We start from the raw sequence: 14,803 nt of genomic DNA, 5'->3' as shown, positions 1-14,803 counted from the left end.
ACGCTCCAGCCCACCCCAATCGCCACCCCCTCGCGTCCCTCGCCTCGCCCGCGCGCCCCTCGCTCCCTCCCGCCCAAAGGTGGGTCGCCTTCTCTTTGTGCACGAGGTCCAACTTTGTGCACCCACCGACCATTTTCGTGAGCTCGAAGTGGTTGGTGGATTCCCAAAGATGCGTGGGGTGCACAAAGAGCAGCGGGGGTGTTGGGGAATGGGGGGCTGCTCTTTGGGGGCGAGGCGGGGCGAGGGGTGCGGGGGTGAGGGTGCGGGGCGAGGGGTGCGGGGGCGGGGGTGAGGGTGCGGGGGTGCGGGGGTGCGGGTGCGGGGGTGAGGGTGGGCGGTGAGGGGTGGGGGGTTAGCGGGTTCCGTAGACGTTGAGTTCTGCGGCTGAGCCGAAGACTGCTCCGTTCAGGGAACTCGTGCCGACGAACTTCACGTAGCGGCCGGTGACGACGGGGAAGTCGACGCGTTGTACGGCGGTGGAGTTCGGGAACTGGCCGGTTGCGACTGGGGAGCCCCAGGTTTGGCCGTCTGGGCTGACGTAGATCTCGTAGCCCTTGAACATCCCGTTTGTGCCCGACTGGCGGGGCAGGTAGCCCAGGCCGTTCACCTGATACGTCGATCCGAGGTCGAGCGTGAGGTGATGGGGGAACGTTGCCGGGGTGCTCACCTCGGACCACGCGGAATGCCAGAGGGTGCTGGGATTCCCGTCCAGTGCCGCGGTCGCCGCGCCGCCGGTTCCGGCGTCCTCGCTGCTCACATCGGCGACCTTGATCCGGGACTGCGGCACGATTCCCGGCGGTAGCACAGTTGCCTCTGCGGTCGCCACGGACTGACCACCCGTTGCCGTCAGCACGTATTTGCCTTCGGCCGTGCCTGCCGGGGGAGTGACATCCCAGGTGGTCTTCACGGTGGCCCCAGCGGCAACCGAGCTGTACGTCGCCGGTGAGGTGGCCGCGATCGTCCAGCCTGCCGGTCCGGTCAGGCCCAGCGTGATGTTGGCTGCGGCAACGACATCGTTGTTGGTGAACGACGTCGTGATCGTGTTGGCCTCACCGGAGACCAGACCGCTCGTCCCGGTCACCGCCACCGACGTGCAGTCAGCCGGCTCAGAAGTTGCGCCGAGATCGGTGACCGCGAAGTTGTCGATGATGAAGTCGGACTGGTCGCCGCCGTCGGTCAACTTGCGCAGTCCGACCCAGTTGTCGCCGCCGCACCCGGCCACGAACTCCTGGTTCAGCGTCGTCTTGGTCCGCTGCTCACCAATCGGGGTCGACTTGACCTCGACCGAATCGGGCCGATCCACCCCATGCACCCAGGCGTACTGCCCGGCCCGGCCGCTCGCGTAGTCGAAGCTGACCTTGTACTTGTGCCCCGGCTGGAAGTTCACCGTCCACGGCGCAGTCCGGTAGACGAGCCCTTCGTTCTCCTCATGCGATTTGAGCGACCACTCACCATCCAGTACGTCGTCGACCAGCTTCCCGTTCCAGCCGGCCTGCGTGTACGGCGCGTGCTTGCGAGCGAGCACGGTTCGCGGATCGGTCACGCCACCGGCGTCACCCTTCACGAACGGTCCCCACCCTTGATCGACGTTCTCGAACCCTTCCGTGGCGGTCTTCGTGGTCTCGACCACGCGGACGTCGTCGATCCGCACCCTGGCCGTCCCGGCGACCGCGCCGATGCGCAGGTCAGCCGTCGATCCCTTGGCGGTGAACACGACCCTCGCACGCTGGTAGTAGGCATCGTGCTTGTCGTCGGACGCCACCTGGTTCCTGGCCGTCGACCGGACGACCGTGTTCTGCACACCATCCACCGAAATCGTGGTCGGGCGGGACTTCCCCGGCTCGACCTCGATCCACGCCGAGGCGCTGTAGGTCTTGCCTCGGGTCAGCCCGGTGATCCGCTGCTGCAGCGACGATGCGCGAGCCCCGAGCGAGGATGCGCGAGTTCCGAGCGAGGCAACATGCTGCCCGTTCGCCAACGTGTCGATCTCCGCGCCGCCGACCGCGTTCCAGGCGCTCAGGGTTGCCGCGTTGAAGCCGGGGTCCTGCAGGTGGGTGCCGTCACCCCAATTCGCGGGCGGCGGGGTCGGAGCCGCGATCGGGTACAGCACGTACGGCTGCCCGGCGACCGCGTCGAGGGTGACAGCGCCGTTCCGGGCGCGCGCCGTACCGACCTTCACGCGGCCGGTGTCGGTCAGCTTGTAGACGCCGAACGACGGGACCTTCGCGAGCGCGGCGGGCAGTGTCCAGGTGGTGCTGCCGCTGGCCGGGTTGTAGTGGTAGAGCTTCTTGTTCCCATCCCACGGCAGCAGGTACTTGTCACCATCGAGCACCTTCGCGTTGCCGACGTACAGGGCGCGCTTGCCGCCCTCGACCGCGCCGCGGACGCCGCCGGTGAAGCCGATCTCGCCGGAGTTCCAGTCGGTGATCTTCTGCTGCTGAAGGAACTTCGTCGGCAGATTCTTCTGCCAGATGTTGGCGTAGAACTTGTTCCAGTCGACCTCACCGGTCCAACCCTCGAACTCGACCAGGCTGGCCTGGCCCAGGATCGGGTCGTTGTTCCAGACATCCTTCTCGTGGTTCCGGACGAACCGGATGATCTGCGAGTTCAGGCCCTTGTTGGTCGGGCCGCCGTAGTCGAGGTCGGTGGCCCAGTGCGACCACAGCGAGGTGCGCTCGTGCCGATCGGCCCACTCAGTGGCGATCTGCCAGCCCTGCGTGCCGAGCTGCCGGGTCAGACCGTCGGCCAGCCAGCCAGACTGGTAGTAGACGTCGATGTAGAGCTCTTGGAGGTTCTTGTCGGTCTCGTCGCGCAACTGCTGGAACCGCTTGACGATGTTGCCCGAGGCAAGATCAGGACGCTGCTTGATGTAGTAGCTCTGGTTCAGCCAGTTCCAGCCCTTGGCCTTCTTGTCGACCAGGTCTTCACTGAAGGCGTTCGCCTCCGGGTACGACTCGGTCGCGTTCACGTGCACACCGAAGCCGGCATTCCAGCTCTTGCCCTTCTTCAGCAAGGTGTTCAGGTCAGCAAGCCCACCCGCGCGGATGTTGTAGTTGCCGCCGTAATCGGGATGCGCAGAGTCGTGCCCCTCGGAGCCGTAGCCCTTCAGGATCGCCATCTGCCCGAGCCCGTCGGTGGCCAGCGAGATCCGCTTCACGTCGTCCAGCGTGCGCAGGAACGGATGCGTTGCCTGGCTCGCGAAGTTGAACGGGATGTGCGTGATCACCCGGTTCTTGACCTGGTCACCACCCTGCGGCTCGGTCATGATCGAGCGGAACGCGATCGCGCCGTCCTGCCAGTCGACCGTCTTGTCCTTGTTCGCATCCGGTGTCACCACAACCTTTGCCCACGGCAACGGCTCCGTGTACGGCGAGGTGTCCGCGCGGTAGGTCCATTGCCCACTCCACACGCCGACCCTGGTGCTCCCGTCGGTCCCCTTCCGCGCGCGATGCCAGAACCGCGCCCCGTCGTCGACGGACTGCCCGGCCGGCTTGTCGTAGACCGAGTTCGACTCGATCCCGGCGGCCAGTCCAGTGGTGTTCACGAACGCGTACGTCGCTCCGACCGCCGTAGCATCGGCAGGCGTCGTACCGGTGACCGGCGCGATCTTGTCCGCCGTCCGCGTCGAGTCCGGGTCCAGCGTGGTGAACGCGGTCGTCGCTCCCGCGTCGGTGCTCGCGACCGACACCAGGTCGTGGTCCGGGATGTCGAGCGTGTGCACCCGAGTGGTCTCGGTGTCGCGGACAGCGTCGATGCGGAATGTCGTGACCCGACCGGCCAGGCTCAGACTCGCGTCGAGCTCCACGCCCGGCAGCGCGTCGAACGCCAGCTTGTACGACGCCGTGCCGTCGCTGACCGTGGGTGTCGCGGCGAGGTGCGCGGTGCGCGCGACCCCGTCGATCGTGACCGTCGACAACGCCTCAGCTCGCCCGGCCAATGCCTGACCGGACGAGTTGTCGACGTACTTGATCACGCGGGGGAAGTCGGCTCCCACCGTGACCGTCAGTTCCCGCGACCGCAGCGTCAGGTCATCCGCTGCCTGTGCGCTCGTCGGCACGGTCAACACACCGGCAACGAGCAGCACCGCACACGGCACAGACGAACCCCACCTCACTGAACGTTTCATGCGCAGAAAACTCGCACGTAAGCGCCAACTCGTCAAGAGAAACGAACACTAATGAACAGAATTACCCGGGAATGATCCGTCCGGTGACCTCGCCGAGGTGGAGGGTTCCGGCGTACGCGGTGATGCTCACCTCGTCGCCGTCCTGGAGGAAGGTGTAGTCCTTGCCGTCGACGGTGATCGGCTCGCGACCGGCCTTGGTGAGCTCGATCAGCGAGCCGAGTTGGTTGGGTTCGGTGCCGCTGACGGTGCCCGAGGCGTACAGGTCGCCGGTGCGGACGGACGCGCCGTTCACGGTCATGTGGGCGAGCATCTGGGCGGGCGACCAGTAGATGTCGCGGTACGGCGGGATGCTCACCAGGTGACCGTTGATGCGGACCTCGAAGGTGATGTCGTAGTTCACCAGTTTCGTGCCGGCGAGGTACGGGAGTACCGGCGGGTCCTGGGTGGGCAGCGGGACGGTGGACGCCTCGAGGGCGTCGAGTGAGACGACCCACGGGGAGATCGAGGTCGCGAACGACTTGCCGAGGAACGGGCCGAGCGGGACATACTCCCAGCCCTGGATGTCGCGGGCCGACCAGTCGTTCACCAGCACAACGCCGTACACGTGCTCGCGGAAGTCGTCGACCGAGACCGGCTTGCCGAGGGTGGATGGTGTTCCGACGACGTACCCGAGCTCGACCTCGATGTCGAGGCGCGTGGACGGCCCGTACGTCGGTGCGTTGGCGTCAGGTGCCTTGCGTTGACCGGACGGCCGGACGATGTCGGTGCCGCTGGCAACGACTGTGCCGGCGCGGCCGTGGTAGCCGACCGGGAGGTGTTTCCAGTTCGGGAGCAGGGGTTCTGAGTCCGGGCGGAAGAGCCGGCCGAGGTTCGTCGCGTGCTGCTCGGAGGCGTAGAAGTCGACGTAGTCACCAACCTCGAACGGCAGCAGCATCGTCACCTCCGACTGCGGAATGAGATGCGGCTCGACGGCGTCGCGATCGTTGACGAGGTCGAGGAGCCAGGCGCGAGTCGCGCTCCAGACCGGGCGGCCCAGGGCGAGAAAACCGTTCAGCGTGGGCTGGGCGAACTGCTGCGCGCTCTCCAGGTGCTGCGCGGACGCGATCGGCGTCAGATCGATGATCTGGTCGCCGATGGCGGCGCCGATCCGCGGCTCCTCGTCGCCGCGCTGGAACACGCCGAGCGGCAGGTTGTCCGGCCCGAACGGCGATCCGTCCGGGATGTCGATCCAGCTCACAGGTCCTCCATCAGGTTCAGTTCGGTCAGGTCGGCGCGCGGCTCCGCGATGCTGCACGAGCCGAACGAGTGGAACCACCGCCGGGTCCCCGACACCTGAGCCTCGGACAGTTCACGCGCCTGCGCGGCGAGCGCCGTACCGTCGCGAGAAGCCAGCACGGCAGCAACCTCGCCCGGTGAGGCGGCGTCGAGTGAGGCGCGAGTGGCGAGCAGCACGTTCAGGAAGCCGTGGTGTTCGAAGCCGGTCGCCGGGTCGGTGTGGGCGATCGCGTTGTGTAGGCCGGCGGTGCACTTGAACGGGACCTCGACGTCCAGGCAGCGCGTGATGTAGCTGGCCACCTGGTCGGCCGACGGGAACAGGTGGGCGTCGAGACCGCCGGTGCGGAGTTTGGCGGCGTACCCGGCCTCGGCGATCGCGCCCAGCGCCTGCTCCCAGGAACCGTCCAGCCCGGTCTCGACGTACACGGTCTGGTCGTCGATGCAGGCCTCAGCAGCCCGTACGACGCGCAGCGCGTTCCGGGCGAGGTCGCCTTCGTCGCGCAAGCGGACCTCGATCGCGGTCAGCTCGAGCGAGGGGGAGCGGTCGGCCCAGCGGACGGCGGGCTCGATCCCGCCCGCGCCGCCGGTGACCACGACGGTCACCTGCAGCGGCTCGTCGCCGGCGGCCTCCGCGACCCGGGGCAGGTCCTCATCGGTACACACGAACGGGCCGACCAGATCGGCGTACGGCGCGGCGCGGTGCGCGCGGTGAGCGGTCACGGCCTCGGTCAGCGGGAGGTTGCCGGGTGGGAACATCGCCGCGTCGTCGACCAGGTGCCGGTACAGGGCAGGGACGGTTGACATGGGTCCGAGCCTAGCGGATGCTTTCGGTAAGCGGACGCATGCGTTCGATTATCGTACTCGGGAGTCTGAAGAATGACGTTCTACCGGCAGGTCGGCGAGATTCCGCCCAAGCGGCACACGCAGTTCCGGAACGCCGAGGGCGCGTTGTACTACGAGGAGCTGATGGGCGAGGAGGGGTTCTCGTCGGACTCGTCGTTGCTCTACCACTCCGGTGTCCCGTCGGCGATCGTCGACTCGCAGGTGTGGGAGCTGCCCGATCTGGCCACGGTCGCGAACCACCCGCTGACACCGCGGCACCTGAAACTCCATGACCTGTTCACCGACACGTCGGCGACCAACGTGGTCGAGCATCGGCGACTGGTTCTCGGGAACGGCGACGTACGGATCTCGTACGTCGTGGCCGAGCAACCCTCGCCGTACTATCGCAACGCCATCGGCGACGAGTGCGTGTACATCGAGAAGGGCACGGCGACCGTCGAGACGGTGTTCGGGGTACTGAACGCGGTCGAGGGTGATTACGTGCTGATCCCGCGGGCGACCACGCACCGCTGGTTGCCGGGTCCGAACGGGGTGCACGCCTACTGCATCGAGGCGAACTCGCACATCGCCCCGCCGAAGCGGTACCTGTCGCGGTACGGGCAGTTCCTGGAGCACTCGCCGTACTGCGAGCGTGATCTGCACGGACCGACCTCGCCGTTCACCGTTGAGGGGACGGATGTCGAGGTGCTGGTGAAGCACCGCGGTCATGGTCCGAGCGGGATAGTCGGCAGCCGGATGACATACGCGACGCATCCGTTCGACGTGGTCGGCTGGGACGGGTGCCTGTACCCGTACACGTTCAACGTGAGCGACTACGAGCCGATCACCGGCCGGATCCACCAGCCGCCACCCGTGCACCAGGTGTTCGAGGGCTACAACTTCGTCATCTGCAACTTCGTCCCCCGCAAGGTCGACTACCACCCACTGTCCGTGCCGGTGCCGTACTACCACTCGAACGTCGACTCCGACGAGGTGATGTTCTACTGCGGCGGCGACTACGAGGCCCGCAAGGGCTCCGGCATCGGCCTAGGCTCCATCTCCCTCCACCCCGGCGGCTACGCCCACGGCCCACAACCGTCCGCGATCGAAGCCTCCCTCGGCGCCGAACGCTTCGAAGAACTAGCCGTCATGGTCGACACCTTCCGCCCCCTGGAACTCGGCGAAGGCGGCCAATCCGTCGACGACGGCGTCTACGCCTACACCTGGGCCGGCCGCCGCCTCCACCCCTAACCCCCCTCCACCCCCAGCCCCCTCCCCGCCTCGCCCCCAAAGAGCAGCGACCCGTTCCCCAACACCCCCGCCGCTCTTTGTGCACGAAGCTCATCTTTGGGAACCCACCAACCATCTGGAGCCCATGAAAATGACTGGTGGGTTCACAAAGATGGATCTCGTGCACAAAGAGAAGGCGACCCACCTTTGGGGGGGTGGGATGGGGGTCGGGGCGGGGGATGGGGGCGGGGGATGGGATTGTTGGCGGATGAGCGAGGAGGCGGGGTTCGTCGTCGGGGTTGACCGGCAGGCGGTGATGCGGCGGCGTGAGATTGTCAGCACGGTGTTGCGCCGGGGGGCCTGGGCGACGCTGGGGATCGGTGCCGTTGGCATCCTCGGTGCGGTCTATGTGCTGGTCACGTTGCGCTACTCGGGCCTCTGGCCGTTCGCGCTGCTGCTGATCCTCGCCATGCTCCCGCTGGTCGTCAGTACCGTGCTCGCCCTCCGCCTCGACGCCGAGCGGCAGCGCTGGTACGCCGCCTTCCCGCTCCAGCCGGTCGCGATGCGAATGTCCGAGCGTGGTCTCGAACTGGCCTGCGACGGCGCCGGCTACCCGGTGATGCTCCCGTGGGGAACCGTCCAAGGCTTCCGGCAGAAGAAGCTCTTCGGCCAATACATGCTCGAGGTAGCACTCGCCCCCGGGGTAGGCGCCACGACCGCCGGAGTTCGCGGTCTCGACCAGCCCGCCGTACGGGCTGTCGTGAAGCCCAGCCCGCTCCTGCACCCAATCGGCATGTTCCTGGTCAAAGCCCTCGACCAGCCAGTCCACGTCATCGACCAAGCCCTACAGCACTACTCCAACGGCACAGCCGCCGTACGCCGCTGACCCCGGGCCGTTTGGTGGGTATCGGTGGTCAGCAGGGGAGGGGGCGGAATTTGTAGCCCTGGTGTTGGAGTTTGGTTAGGGCTCGTTCGAGGGCGGCGACGGTTTGGGCGCGGTTGCCGCCGCCGTCGTGCATCAGGACGATGGCGCCGGGGTAGGCGCCGGCCAGGATGGCGTGCTCGATTGCCGCAGCACCGGGCTTCTTCCAGTCGTTGGTGTCGACGTCCCACAGCACCTGGCGCTGGTGGTTGGCCTTGGCGGCCGCCTCGACCGCGGCGTTGGTGTCGCGGAAGGGGGGCCGGAAGCACTTCGACTTCACACCCGAGAAGATCTCCTGCCGCATCTTCGCGGCCGGAATGTGAGTCAGCATCGGGTGGTCCCAGGTGTGATTACCGATGTGATGCCCGGCCGCACGCGTCTGCTCGACCAGGTCCGGCCGCTTGGCGGCCTCAGCCCCGAGCACGAAGAACGTCGCCTGCGCGTGGTGACGCCGCAGGATCTGCAGGACCTGCGGCGTCCAACCGGCGTGCGGGCCGTCGTCGAACGTGAGGTACAGCACCTTGCCGTGCTTGGTCAGGTTCCAGTCGCCGGAGGCGGAAGCCGGCTTGGTGTGCGGCGTCTGTCCCTGGCGCTTCGGCCCGCGCTGATGAGTTGGCTTGGCCGCGATCGGGCTTCCGCTCAGCGGGCCGGCGGCCACCGTGCGGACGGCAGGCGATGACGCCGTCACGGGCGAGTCGGAAGGCTGGGCAGCCTGAGCGAGAACGGCACCGCACAGGAGGGCGGCGACCAACGGCAGAAGCTTGCCGGGCGGCTTGGTCATGGGCTGCATCTTCTCTCAGGCCCAGGGCCATCTCCGAATCGGGACCGGGGTGTGTCGCGCGTAAGGTGTCGGAGGCCAGACCCGACGATGTGTGAGGCAGACGAATGACGGACAGCGGTGAGCGGACCACGATGACCAGGCGTACGGCGATCGGTGGCGCGGCAGCGCTCGCAGCGGCCGGCTTCCAGGCGGTTCCCGCCGAGGCAGCAGGCAGCGGCCACGGCAAGACCGTGCGGCTGAGCGTGCTCGGTACCACGGACCTGCACGGCAATGTCTTCAACTGGGACTACTTCAAGAACGCCGAGTACGACGACTCCGCGCACAACGACATCGGCCTGGCGAAGATCTCCACCCTCGTCACCGCCTACCGTGAACAGGTCGCCAAGGACCGGCACGCCCCGCGCCCGCTGCTGCTGGACGCCGGTGACACCATCCAGGGCACCCCGCTGTCGTACTACTTCGCGAAGATCGAGCCCATCACCGGCGGCCACCTCCACCCGATGGCCGCCGCGATGAACGAGATCGGGTACGACGCCGCCGCGCTCGGCAACCACGAGTTCAACTACGGTCTCGACATCCTGCGCCGATTCCAGCGCCAGCTGAAGTTCCCCCTGCTCGGGGCGAACGCGCAGGACTGGACGACGGGGTTGCCGGTCTTCCCGCCGTACGTGCTGAAGAAGGTGCACGTGCCCGGCCGGGCACCGATCACGGTCGGCATCCTCGGCCTGACGAACCCGGGTATCGCGATCTGGGACAAGGCGACGGTCGAGAACAAGATCAAGTTCGGCGGGATCGTCGAGCTCGCGAAACTCTGGGTCCCCCGGGTGCGCAAGGCGGGCGCCGACGTGGTGATCGTCTCCGCGCACTCCGGGATGGATACCTCCTCGTCGTACGGCGACGCCCTGCCGGTCCCGGAGAACGCGTCGGTTCTGATGGCCGAGACGGTTCCGGGGATCGACGCGGTCCTGGTCGGTCACGCCCACCAGGAGATCCCGGAGCGGCTGGTGACGAACAAGGTCACCGGCGACCAGGTCCTGCTGACCGAGCCGCTCAAGTGGGGCATGCGGCTGTCGGTGATCGACCTCGACCTGCAGCACGTCCGCGGCTGCTGGAAGGTCGTCAGCCGGCACAGCCAGGTCCTGAACGCGAACACCGTCGCTGCCGACCCGAAGGTCATCAACGTCCTGCAGAAGGACCACGACAAGGTCGTCGGCTATGTGAACTCGAAGATCGGCACCTGCAAGGAGGCGATGTCCGCGGCGACCGCGCCGTGGGAGGACACCGCCGCCCTCGACTTCATCAACTTCGTCCAGGCCGACGCGGTCTCCAAGGCCCTCGCCGGTACGCCGCAGGCGAATCTGCCGGTATTGGCGATCGCGGCGCCGTTCAACCGGGCAGCCAAGATCCCGGCCGGCGATGTCTCGGTGCGCGATGTGGCCGGGCTCTACATCTTCGACAACACCCTGCTTGCGGTCACCATGACGGGCGTCCAGATCAAGGCGTACCTGGAGTTCTCCGCGGTCTACTACAAGCAGGTCAGCGGCCCCGGCCCGTTCCCATCGAGCGACGTCACCAACGCCCCGACGCCGACCGCGCCGCCCGGGACGCCGGACTACAACTACGACGTGATGGGCGGTCTGTCGAAGCCGCTCACCTACAAGATCGACATCGCCAAGGCCGTCGGCTCCCGGATCCTCGACCTCCAGTACGGCGGGGTCGCGGTCGCCGACGACCAGCAGTTCGTGGTTGCGGTGAACAACTACCGCCAGTCCGGCGGCGGCAACTTCCCGCACGTGTCGAAGGCCCCGGTCGTCTACAACCGCCAGGTCGAGATCCGGCAGCTGATGATCGACTACGTCACCGCCACCGGCGAGGTCGACCCGGCCAGCTTCCACACCGGCGACTGGTCCCTCGTCTCCAACGGTGCCCCCATCGTCATCAACCCTTGAGGTAAGAACGCGTCATACCCGGACACAAACCGGGTATGACGCACTTACTCACAAGGGGGCCCGTGCGCGTGACCGAATCTCCGCCGGACCCCCGGCTGGCCCGTTTCGAAGGTCTGTTCACCTGCCACCACGACGACGTACTGCGGTATTTCGTCCGCCGGCTCGACATCCGCGCGGACGCGGCTGACCTGGTGGCCGAGACGTTCCTGGTCGCCTGGCGGCGGTTGGACGACGTACCGGAGGGGCAGATCCTGCCCTGGCTGTACGGCGTCGCGCGGCGCGTCCTGAGCAACCATCGCCGGGGCGAGTCCCGGCGGCACGGTCTGGCCGACCGGCTGCGCGACGACCTGCGCACCGCCGTACCGGACCCTGAACCGGTAGCTGTCGAGGCCGCTGAGGTCTTCAAGCAGCTGTCGGACACCGATCGTGAAGTGCTCTCCCTCGCTGCCTGGGAGGGCCTGGACACCACCCAGCTCGCCGCCGCGCTCGGCTGCTCGCGGAACGCCGCCATGGTCCGCCTGCACCGCGCCCGCCGTCGGCTTGAGCGCCTCTTGGACCACACCCCGGCTGGAGCAAAGTCATGACCAACTCTTTGGACCTCCTCCGCTCGCTCGACCCAGTCGCCACTGCTGACCCGGCTGAGCAGGTGACTCCCGAATCCCGAGCCGACCTCCTCCGCGGCATCACCGCCACCCCGATGGCCCTCAAAAGCCACAGCCCGGTACGACGGCGCCTGGTGCCGGTGCTCGCTGTCGCCGCCGCGGTCGCCGTGGTCACGACCCTCATCGTCCGGGTGCCGGACGGCAACGACCGCCAGGAGGCCATGGGGTCAGCGCTGTCCTTCACCACCGAGGGAGACGTGATGAGGGTCCGCGTCCTCGATCCGGCGGCGGATGTCGCGCGGTACAACGAGGAGTTCAAGCAGCACGGGCTCAACATCACGCTGCACCTGCAGCCGGTGTCGCCGTCCATCGTCGGCCAGTCCATCGCCATGTCGGGCAGCGCCGACTCGGCGCAGATCATCCCCGGGCGCTATCCCAAGGGCTGCAAGGGCACTCCGGCATCCCCGTGCGTACCGGAGTTCACGATCCCGTTGAGCTTCCGCGGCCAGGCCGATCTGTACGTCGGCCGCACCGCCAAGCCCGGTGAGGCCTACTCCGGCGCCGGCGACATCGATGCGCCGGGCGAGGCGCTGGAGGGTGTCGAGTACAAGGGCCGGACGGTCGCCTACCTCCTGGGCAAGCTCACCGAGCGCGGTATGACGGCGGAGTACCGGGTCGGCAAGAAGTCCGAACAGTCCGACTCCGCGCCGCCGAGCTGGGTGGTCGAGGATGCGATTCCGAGCTCGGACCGGCACGTCATCCTGTTCGTCACGCCCTAGCGGTAGGCGATTTCGTGGGCGTTGCGCTTGCCGACCATGAACCAGAGCAGGCTGCCGATGAAGGGCGCGATCACGATGAAGACGATCCAGACCAGCTTCATCCCGCCGGAGGCGGGCGAGAACAGCGCGCTGAAGAAGGCGCCGATCACCAGCAGGGCGTAAGCGGCCAGGACGGCGATGATGCCTGCGGCACCGAAGAAGCCCCAGGTCTGGTCGGTCGAAGTGGTGGTGTGAGCGATGAGGGTGAGCATGCCTCCAGCATCTCGGGAACGGGTGCTGGAGGCATCGGCCGAGTAGCTCAATCCACGGTAGTACGAAGGTGTTAGACAGCTGACCGTTCGTCGGTAGCGCTACCGTTTGGGTATGCGGCTCGCGTGGTGGGACGGCAAACGCCGAACTCTGGCGTTCGACGTCCTGTTCACTTTGCTGGTGGCAAGTGGTCTGGTCCTCGAGATCTCGAAGAACTCCGACCTGCGGTGGTACACGCTCCTCCTGGTCGCTACGCAGAGCGCTGCGATGCTGGTACGGCGACGCTTCCCGCTGCTGTTCATGGCGCTCACGCCGGTCGCGCAGTGGTGGCCCAGTGTGCAGGTGACGATCGCGTCGTACACCGTTGCCAGCCGCAAGGGTTTGCACTGGCAGACCGCGGTCTCGTTCGTGATCGGCAGTGCGGTGATTCTGTTCTTCCCGACGAAACGGGAAGCCGGGATCGGCGCGGATGTCGGGTACGTCGTGTTCTTCGTGCTGGTTCCGATGCTGATCGGGTTGTGGGTCTACCAGCGCCGCGCGCTGCTCGTCGCGCTGCGGGAACGCGCCGAGCAGGCCGAACGCGAGCGGGACCTGCGCTCCGAGCGCGTCGTCGTCGCCGAACGCCGCCGGATCGCCCGGGAGATGCACGACGTCGTCGCCCACCGGGTCAGCGCGATCGCCCTGCAGTCCGGTGCGCTGACGATGACCGCTCCGGACAAACAGACCGAAGAGGTCGCGGAGATCATCCGCAAGACCAGCACGGCGGCGCTCACGGAACTCCGGGAGATTCTCCAGGTACTGCGGGACGAGCTGCCCGGTGAGCCGGGACACGTGGCGCCGTCGCTGGACGCCGTACCGGTCCTGGTGGCGGATGCGGTCGACACGGGGCTCAAGGTGAATCTGACGCTGCCCGATCCGGTTCCCGAGGTCGATCCGGCGGCCGGGCGCGCGGCGTACCGGGTGATTCAGGAGTCGCTGACGAACGCGACCAAGCACGCGCCGGGTGTGGTGGTGTCGGTGACCGTTGCCGTCGACAACGAGAAGCTGGTGGTCGAGGTGACGAACCCGCGCGGGGTCGGGCAGAGCGTCGTACCGGGGTCCGGGTACGGTCTGCTCGGTATGCGGGAACGGGTCACGCTGGCCGGCGGTTCATTGCAGACTGGTTGGATTGGCGGCGTGTTCCAAGTCCGGGCAGTCCTACCGAGGATGGTGGCCGAATGATCAAGGTGCTCCTGCTCGACGACGAAGGGCTGGTCCGCAACGGGATCCGGCTGATCCTGCAGGCCGGTGGAACCGCCGAGGTCGTTGCCGAGGACACCAATGGCGCGAACGTGGTCGAGTTAGTCGAGAAGTATTCGGCCGGACGTCGTGCTGACGGACATCCAGATGCCGCAGGTGAACGGGATCGAGGTGACCCGGCGGGTGACGGCAATGCCCGATCCGCCGGCGGTCGTCGTACTGACGACGTTCGATCTGGACGAGTATGTGTACGAGGCGTTGCAGGCAGGTGCGACTGGGTTCCTGCTGAAGGACATCGCGCCGCGGGCGTTGGTCGAGGCGGTCGAGCAGGCGGTCCGGGGTGACTCGATGCTCTCGCCGCGGATCACCAAGCGGCTGATCAGCTCGTACACGGCACACCCCGCGCCGGCGCAGACCGCGGTCGGCGACGATCCGCTGAAGGAGCTCACACCGCGCGAGCGTGAGGTGGCGATCGAGGTCGCCGAGGGGATGAGCAACGCGGAGATCGCCGGCAAGCTCGAGCTCAGCGAGTCGACGGTGAAGGTGCACATCACTCACATCATGGCGAAACTCGGGCTCTCGAACCGGACCAAACTGGCCCTGCTGGTGCACGACATCGGCCTCGCCTAAGAGGGGGTCTGGGGACCCCACGCCTACTGCGGGGCACTCGGCACGGCACCTCGCCGCACTGGTGCAAAGGGCACGATGCTCCGCATCGAACCCTTCGCCCCAGCGCACCGAGCTACCGCACCGAGCACCTCCTCGCTACGGCGTGGAGTCCCCAGACCCCCTCTAAGACCTCAGGATGACACCGGTCCCACCCGAGGAC

General features: G+C 67.3%; 12 protein-coding genes. 7 read left to right on the top strand and 5 right to left on the bottom strand.

The annotated features are described in order from the left end of the window. Nucleotides 1–352: 352 nt before the first annotated feature. From ABD231_RS17760 to ABD231_RS17750, 3 genes are all read right to left on the bottom strand, one after another. Nucleotides 353–4,126, bottom strand: a complete 3,774-nt coding sequence (locus tag ABD231_RS17760) for an endo-alpha-N-acetylgalactosaminidase family protein (protein ID WP_344152575.1) — start codon at nucleotides 4,124–4,126, stop codon at nucleotides 353–355. Nucleotides 4,127–4,187: 61 nt separating this feature from the next. Further along, nucleotides 4,188–5,363: a fumarylacetoacetase gene (gene fahA / locus ABD231_RS17755; protein WP_344152572.1), complete on the bottom strand. Its 1,176-nt coding sequence runs from the start codon at nucleotides 5,361–5,363 to the stop codon at nucleotides 4,188–4,190. Further along, nucleotides 5,360–6,205: a hypothetical protein gene (locus ABD231_RS17750; RefSeq protein ID WP_344152569.1), complete on the bottom strand. Its 846-nt coding sequence runs from the start codon at nucleotides 6,203–6,205 to the stop codon at nucleotides 5,360–5,362. The genes fahA and ABD231_RS17750 overlap by 4 nt, the downstream gene beginning before the upstream one ends. Before the next feature lie 72 nt (nucleotides 6,206–6,277). Here ABD231_RS17750 and ABD231_RS17745 point away from each other — a divergent pair, with 72 nt between their 5' ends. Together ABD231_RS17745 and ABD231_RS17740 are read left to right on the top strand one after the other, a co-directional pair. Beyond that, complete coding sequence (locus tag ABD231_RS17745; RefSeq protein WP_344152567.1) at nucleotides 6,278–7,474, top strand: homogentisate 1,2-dioxygenase; 1,197 nt, start codon at nucleotides 6,278–6,280, stop codon at nucleotides 7,472–7,474. A gap of 247 nt (nucleotides 7,475–7,721) precedes the next feature. Next, on the top strand, nucleotides 7,722–8,339 hold the full coding sequence (locus ABD231_RS17740; protein WP_344152564.1) for a hypothetical protein: 618 nt from the start codon (nucleotides 7,722–7,724) through the stop codon (nucleotides 8,337–8,339). Between the two features lie 28 nt (nucleotides 8,340–8,367). On the opposite strand, the gene ABD231_RS17735 is transcribed toward ABD231_RS17740, so the two are convergent. After that, nucleotides 8,368–9,156: a polysaccharide deacetylase family protein gene (locus ABD231_RS17735; RefSeq protein ID WP_344152561.1), complete on the bottom strand. Its 789-nt coding sequence runs from the start codon at nucleotides 9,154–9,156 to the stop codon at nucleotides 8,368–8,370. 104 nt (nucleotides 9,157–9,260) lie between these two features. Between ABD231_RS17735 and ABD231_RS17730 the strand changes: the two genes are divergently transcribed. The 3 genes from ABD231_RS17730 (at nucleotide 9,261) to ABD231_RS17720 (ending at nucleotide 12,486) form a co-directional block, all read left to right on the top strand. Continuing rightward, complete coding sequence (locus tag ABD231_RS17730; protein WP_344152558.1) at nucleotides 9,261–11,105, top strand: bifunctional metallophosphatase/5'-nucleotidase; 1,845 nt, start codon at nucleotides 9,261–9,263, stop codon at nucleotides 11,103–11,105. Between the two features lie 68 nt (nucleotides 11,106–11,173). After that, a complete protein-coding gene (locus tag ABD231_RS17725) occupies nucleotides 11,174–11,689 on the top strand; it encodes an RNA polymerase sigma factor (protein ID WP_344152555.1) in 516 nt (171 codons plus the stop codon). Beyond that, nucleotides 11,686–12,486 carry a hypothetical protein gene (locus tag ABD231_RS17720; protein WP_344152552.1) on the top strand — a complete coding sequence of 267 codons (801 nt, stop codon included), beginning with the start codon at nucleotides 11,686–11,688 and terminating at the stop codon, nucleotides 12,484–12,486. Before ABD231_RS17725 ends, ABD231_RS17720 begins: the two co-directional genes overlap by 4 nt. Here the strand turns inward: ABD231_RS17720 and ABD231_RS17715 are convergent. After that, nucleotides 12,483–12,737: a PLD nuclease N-terminal domain-containing protein gene (locus ABD231_RS17715; RefSeq protein ID WP_344152550.1), complete on the bottom strand. Its 255-nt coding sequence runs from the start codon at nucleotides 12,735–12,737 to the stop codon at nucleotides 12,483–12,485. The two genes, ABD231_RS17720 and ABD231_RS17715, sit on opposite strands and share 4 nt — an antisense overlap. 112 nt (nucleotides 12,738–12,849) lie before the next feature. On the opposite strand from ABD231_RS17715, the gene ABD231_RS17710 reads away from it, so the two are divergent. Beyond that, entirely contained in the window at nucleotides 12,850–13,956 is a 1,107-nt protein-coding gene (locus ABD231_RS17710; RefSeq protein WP_344152547.1) for a sensor histidine kinase, read from the top strand. A gap of 147 nt (nucleotides 13,957–14,103) precedes the next feature. Beyond that, a complete protein-coding gene (locus ABD231_RS17705; protein WP_344152544.1) occupies nucleotides 14,104–14,604 on the top strand; it encodes a LuxR C-terminal-related transcriptional regulator in 501 nt (166 codons plus the stop codon). Nucleotides 14,605–14,803 lie beyond the last annotated feature (199 nt).

This window comes from Kribbella yunnanensis (assembly GCF_039529655.1).
Classification (GTDB): domain Bacteria; phylum Actinomycetota; class Actinomycetes; order Propionibacteriales; family Kribbellaceae; genus Kribbella; species Kribbella yunnanensis.
The sequence above is the reverse complement of the archived record's forward strand: the minus strand, read 5'-3'. Positions and strand labels throughout refer to the sequence as shown.

Excerpts from the sequence above, each read along its gene's own strand:
- ABD231_RS17760 (WP_344152575.1), bottom strand. The coding sequence starts at position 4,126 with ATGAAACGTTCAGTGAGGTGGGGTTCGTCTGTGCCGTGTGCGGTGCTG.
- ABD231_RS17750 (WP_344152569.1), bottom strand. The coding sequence starts at position 6,205 with ATGTCAACCGTCCCTGCCCTGTACCGGCACCTGGTCGACGACGCGGCG.
- ABD231_RS17745 (WP_344152567.1), top strand. The coding sequence starts at position 6,278 with ATGACGTTCTACCGGCAGGTCGGCGAGATTCCGCCCAAGCGGCACACG.
- ABD231_RS17740 (WP_344152564.1), top strand. The coding sequence starts at position 7,722 with ATGAGCGAGGAGGCGGGGTTCGTCGTCGGGGTTGACCGGCAGGCGGTG.
- ABD231_RS17735 (WP_344152561.1), bottom strand. The coding sequence starts at position 9,156 with ATGACCAAGCCGCCCGGCAAGCTTCTGCCGTTGGTCGCCGCCCTCCTG.
- ABD231_RS17730 (WP_344152558.1), top strand. The coding sequence starts at position 9,261 with ATGACGGACAGCGGTGAGCGGACCACGATGACCAGGCGTACGGCGATC.
- ABD231_RS17720 (WP_344152552.1), top strand. The coding sequence starts at position 11,686 with ATGACCAACTCTTTGGACCTCCTCCGCTCGCTCGACCCAGTCGCCACT.
- ABD231_RS17715 (WP_344152550.1), bottom strand. The coding sequence starts at position 12,737 with ATGCTCACCCTCATCGCTCACACCACCACTTCGACCGACCAGACCTGG.
- ABD231_RS17710 (WP_344152547.1), top strand. The coding sequence starts at position 12,850 with ATGCGGCTCGCGTGGTGGGACGGCAAACGCCGAACTCTGGCGTTCGAC.